This is a genomic window from Streptomyces phytophilus, assembly GCF_013870535.1.
GTDB classification, from domain to species: Bacteria; Actinomycetota; Actinomycetes; order Streptomycetales; family Streptomycetaceae; genus Streptomyces; species Streptomyces phytophilus.
In genome coordinates, this window is the sequence record NZ_JACBXC010000415.1 from 1 (window position 1) to 4684 (window position 4684).

Here is a 4684-nt window from a genome sequence, read left to right on the forward strand (position 1 = left end):
GCCGCCGGGTCGCCCTTGTGCGATCCGGCCTCCACGGCCCTGTCCGCGCCTGTACGGCCCGCGGAGCCCCCGGACGCCGCGGACCCCGGGTCCCCGGCCGGGAGCGCGTCCCACGGCACCTGGCGGGCGCGCAGGTCGTCGCGGATCCGCTCGGCGAGGTTGCGGGTGTCCCTGTGGTTCATCAGCGCACCGGCGGCCGCGCCCAGGAGGAACGGGGCGAGGGTCGGCAGGTTCCGCACGGTGCGCTTGAGTACCTGCTGCCGCAGCCGGCGGCGCATGGGGCCGCCGAGTACGGCGTCGAAGCTCACGAGCCTGGCCGTGTCGATGCCGCGCTCGTCGGTCCAGGCGCCGAGGTACGCCATGGCCCGCTGCCGCGCCGGGCCCACCGCCCGTACCCCGTACACCTCGTGCAGCTCGGCGATCAGCTTCAGCTCTATCGAGGCCACCCCGACGATCTCGGCGGCCAGCTCGGCGGGCATCGCAGGCGGCGCGGGCATCATCGCCGCCGCTCCGATGCCCGCGCCGACCGTGGCGCTCCCCTTCACCGCTCCGGCGATCAGCCGGTCGGCGATCTCCTCCGGGCCGAGCCCGGGGAACTGCCGGCGCAGGGTCGCCAGGTCGCGGACCGGGATGCGCGGCGCCGTGTGCACGATGGCGTCCGCCACCCGCTCAAGCGCCGCCCGGACGCGCCGGTCGGGGCGCGTCCGCTGCAGGATCCCGGTCTTCGGCCCGGCGGGTCCGGCGCCGGCCATGGGGGCCACGGCCGGCCTCAGGCCGCGCAGTCGCGGCAGATCGGCTGGCCGTTCTTCTCCGCGGCCAACTGGCTGCGGTGGTGCACCAGGAAGCAGCTCATGCAGGTGAACTCGTCCTCCTGGCGGGGCAGGACCCGCACGGACAGCTCCTCGTTCGAGAGGTCCGCACCGGGCAGCTCCAGCCCTTCGTTCTGCTCGAACTCGTCGACGTCGACGGCGGCGGCCGACTTGTCGCTGCGCCGCGCCTTCAGCTCTTCGATGCTGTCTTCGTTGACGTCGTCGTCTGTCTTGCGTGGGGTGTCGTAGTCCGTTGCCATTCTCGCTCTCCCCCTCCGGGTGGTCAGTGAGTCTCCAGCGCACGTAACGCATGAGAGGCCGGTCTTGTGCCCGACCCGAAGCGGAGATTTTGCCTCACATCAAGGTCTGTTACTCAATCGACACCCAGCCGCCCCCCGCAGGGGTGATCGCGGCCGGATGGCGAAAGGGACCATACGCGGTCCCGCGCCCTTCTCGTGCACGCCACCCCGTGTACTTCCCGTGACCGCATCCTGCGGAAACGCGGATCTTACGGGCTTTTCCCGGAATACGGCGATGACGCAGCGCACACGGGCGGGTTTTCCGTAATGTGACGTATCACACAGTCTGCATGGGCAGGGCGACGCGAATCACCAGGCCACCGCCCTCGCGCGGCTGTGCGGTCACCGTCCCGCCGTGCGCACGGATGACGGATCTCACAATGGACAGCCCCAGTCCTACCCCCTTGTCGCTGCCGGTACGCTCCGTCCGCAGCCGCCGGAACGGCTCGAAAAGGTTGTCCACCTCGTACGCGGGAACGACCGGTCCGGTGTTGGCGACCGTCAGTACGGCGACGCCGGGCTGCGCCTCCGTCCCCACCTCGACCCAGCCCCCCTCCGGGACGTTGTACCGCACGGCGTTCTGCACCAGGTTCAGCCCCACCCGCTCCAGCAGCACCCCGTTCCCCTGCACGTACGCGGGCTTGCGCACCCCGCGCAGCTCGACGCCCCTGGTCTGCGCCTCGCCGCGGGCCTGGTCCATGGCCTGGGAGGCCACCTCGGCGAGGTCGACGGGCTTTCTGTCGACGATCTCGTTCTCGCTGCGGGCGAGCAGCAGCAGGCCCTCCACCAGCAGCTCGCTGCGCTCGTTGGTGGCCAGCAGGGTCTTGCCGAGCTGCTGCAGCTCCGGGGACGCCTCCGGGTCGGAGAGCTGCACCTCCAGCAGGGTGCGGTTGATCGCCAGCGGGGTGCGCAGCTCGTGCGAGGCGTTGGCGACGAAGCGCTGCTGGGAGTTGAACGCCCGATCGAGGCGGTCGAGCATGTCGTCGAAGGTGTCGGCCAGCTCCTTCAGCTCGTCGTCGGGGCCGTCCAGCTCGATGCGCTTGTGCAGGTCCGAGCCGGCCACGCTGCGGGCGGTGCGGGTGATGCGGCCGAGCGGCGAGAGCACGCGGCCCGCGACGACGTAGCCGAAGGCGAAGGCCAGGACCGTCATCCCCAGCAGGGCGAGGAGCGACTTGCGCAGCAGGGAGTCCAGGGCGAGCTGGCGCCGCCGCTCGATGCAGGCTTCGAGGATGCCGTTGAACTGGTCGTACGTCTTCGCGTCCGAGACCTCGGGGCACGGCCCGCTGGCCACCTGCACCGTCCCGCTGCTCTCCAGCAGCTTGAACGGGGTCGCGAAGCTGTCCAGGGCGGTGGCGGCCAGCAGATAGATGATGGCCAGCAGCACCATGCCGGCCATCAGGAACATGCCACCGTAGATCAGCGTGAGGCGTATCCGGATGGTCGGGCGCAGCCAGTACGGCGCCGCGGCCTCCCGGGGGTCCCAGGTGGGCTTGGGCGGGGTGCCGGCGGGCAGCTCGTCGGACGCGGAGCGTCTGTTGTCGTCCATGGGGCCATCCGTCGGGTGCGTGGGGGCGTCAGATGCGGTAACCCGAGCCGGGCACCGTGATGATCACGGGGGGCTCGCCGAGCTTGCGGCGCAGCGTCATGACGGTGACGCGTACGACGTTGGTGAACGGGTCCGTGTTCTCGTCCCATGCCTTCTCCAGCAGCTGCTCCGCGGAGACGACGCCGCCCTCGGCGCGCATCAGCACCTCCAGCACCGCGAACTCCTTCGGCGCGAGCTGCACCAGCCGCTCGTCCCGGTAGACCTCCCGGCGGCCCGGGTCGAGCCTGATCCCGGACCGCTCCAGCACCGGGGGCAGCGCCTGCGTGCTGCGCCGGCCGAGGGCGCGCACCCGCGCGGTGAGTTCGCTGAAGGCGAACGGCTTGGGCAGGTAGTCGTCGGCCCCCAGCTCCAGTCCCTCGACGCGGTCGCGGACGTCGCCCGCCGCGGTGAGCATCAGCACGCGCGTGGGCAGGCCCAGCTCGACGACCTTGCTGCACACGTCGTCGCCGTGGACCAGCGGCAGGTCGCGGTCGAGCACCACGACGTCGTAGTCGTTCAGCTCGATGCGGTCGATGGCCGCCGCGCCGTCGTAGACGACGTCCACGGCCATCGCCTCCCGGCGCAGCCCGGTGGCCACCGCGTCGGCGAGCAGCTGCTCGTCCTCGACGACGAGTACGCGCACGGCGGGGTCCTCTCGTAGTGCGTAGGGGCACGGATCGGTGCCGCGGAACAGCTCCATCCTGCCTGCAATGTGCGTAAACCGGTGGTAAGCAGCCGGGCACCCAAAGATTCTGCGGATCCGATGTTTCCACCCCGGGTACGGCGGGGAGGACGATTCCACACCCGCCGATCACGTTTCCCAGCCTCCTTTTCCGGCACGGCACACAGGCTGTAGCCGGAGGGACGGTCTCCGTGATCTGAACCGTCGGCACACCCCCAAGTGCCTCGACCCGACGACGAGGGGGCGCACACAATGGACGCTTTCACCGCTGGCATTCTGCAGCGCATCAAGAAGGCCGAGAACGAGCTGGACCGCGCCCGCGAGGAAGGCGACGAGTTCGGTGTCGAGGTCGAGCAGGAGGAGCTGGACGATCTGCGCCGGCTCGCCGCCGACCACGGCGTCGAGGTCGGCGCCGGCTCCGGAGTCTGACCCGCCCGGCGACCACGACCACACCGCCCCGGCACCCGACGGTGCCGGGGCGCCGCACTGTCCGGAGGTGTCCGGGAGGCGTCGGGGCGGTGGCGCGGGTGTTTCGGGGTACGGGCCGGGAGGTGGCGGCGGTACGGCCCGAGCGGGCGGGTCCCGTCAGTCGTGCCAGGCGCCCAGCTCGTCCAGCAGCCGCTGCAGCGGCTCGAAGAGCCCCGGCACCGCCGCGACGGTCAGGTCGCCGTCCGGCCGCCCGCCCGGCCGGGAGCCGGTCAGCGCGCCGCCCTCGCGGGCGATGAGGTCGCCCGCGGCCAGGTCCCAGGGGTTCAGGCCGCGCTCGTAGTAGCCGTCGAGCCGGCCGCAGGCCACGTCGCACAGGTCGATCGCGGCGGAGCCGCCGCGGCGTATGTCGCGTACCCGGGGTATGAGCTGCCGCGCCACCTCGGCCTGGTGCGCGCGTACGCCGTGGACGTAGTTGAAGCCGGTGGAGACCAGCGCCTGGTCCATCGGCGGGGTGGGGCGGCAGTGCGCCGGTGCGCCGTCGACGAAGGCGCCGCCGCCGCGTACGGCGTGGTACGTCTCGCCGCGCATCGGCGCCGCCACGACGCCGGCGACGGCCTCCCCCGCGTACTCGGCAGCGATGCTGACCGACCAGTCGGGGCGGCCGTAGAGGTAGTTCACGGTGCCGTCGATCGGGTCGACGACCCAGCGCACCCCGCTGGTGCCGGCCCTGCTCGCGCCCTCCTCGCCCAGGATCCCGTCGGCGGGCCGCCGCTCGGCGAGGAAGCCGGTGATCAGCTTCTCGGCGGCGAAGTCCATCTCGGTGACGACGTCGATGGCGCTGGACTTCGTCGCCGCCACCGCGAGGTCGGCGGGCCTGCTG

The 4684-nt window shown here is 71.9% G+C and carries 6 protein-coding genes; 1 reads left to right on the top strand and 5 read right to left on the bottom strand.

What is annotated here, in order from left to right:
• From H5J30_RS18165 to H5J30_RS18180, 4 genes are all read right to left on the bottom strand, one after another.
• Positions 1 to 761 (bottom strand): hypothetical protein (locus H5J30_RS18165; RefSeq protein ID WP_181788466.1); only part of this gene is annotated, 761 nt, incomplete at its 3' end.
• Positions 762 to 769: 8 nt separating this feature from the next.
• Positions 770 to 1069, bottom strand: a complete 300-nt coding sequence (locus H5J30_RS18170; RefSeq protein WP_018838171.1) for a DUF4193 domain-containing protein — start codon at positions 1067 to 1069, stop codon at positions 770 to 772.
• A gap of 316 nt (positions 1070 to 1385) precedes the next feature.
• Positions 1386 to 2654: a sensor histidine kinase gene (locus H5J30_RS18175; protein WP_181788467.1), complete on the bottom strand. Its 1269-nt coding sequence runs from the start codon at positions 2652 to 2654 to the stop codon at positions 1386 to 1388.
• Between the two features lie 28 nt (positions 2655 to 2682).
• Positions 2683 to 3336 carry a response regulator transcription factor gene (locus H5J30_RS18180; RefSeq protein WP_181788468.1) on the bottom strand — a complete coding sequence of 218 codons (654 nt, stop codon included), beginning with the start codon at positions 3334 to 3336 and terminating at the stop codon, positions 2683 to 2685.
• Between the two features lie 291 nt (positions 3337 to 3627).
• Between H5J30_RS18180 and H5J30_RS18185 the strand changes: the two genes are divergently transcribed.
• On the top strand, positions 3628 to 3804 hold the full coding sequence (locus tag H5J30_RS18185; RefSeq protein WP_164492590.1) for a hypothetical protein: 177 nt from the start codon (positions 3628 to 3630) through the stop codon (positions 3802 to 3804).
• Positions 3805 to 3960: 156 nt separating this feature from the next.
• Here the strand turns inward: H5J30_RS18185 and H5J30_RS18190 are convergent.
• Positions 3961 to 4684: inositol monophosphatase family protein (locus H5J30_RS18190; protein ID WP_181788469.1), on the bottom strand; the 724-nt coding region annotated here is incomplete at its 5' end.

Coding starts and splice junctions, on each gene's coding strand:
- H5J30_RS18185 (WP_164492590.1), top strand. CDS start 3,628: ATGGACGCTTTCACCGCTGGCATTCTGCAGCGCATCAAGAAGGCCGAG.
- H5J30_RS18175 (WP_181788467.1), bottom strand. CDS start 2,654: ATGGACGACAACAGACGCTCCGCGTCCGACGAGCTGCCCGCCGGCACC.
- H5J30_RS18170 (WP_018838171.1), bottom strand. CDS start 1,069: ATGGCAACGGACTACGACACCCCACGCAAGACAGACGACGACGTCAAC.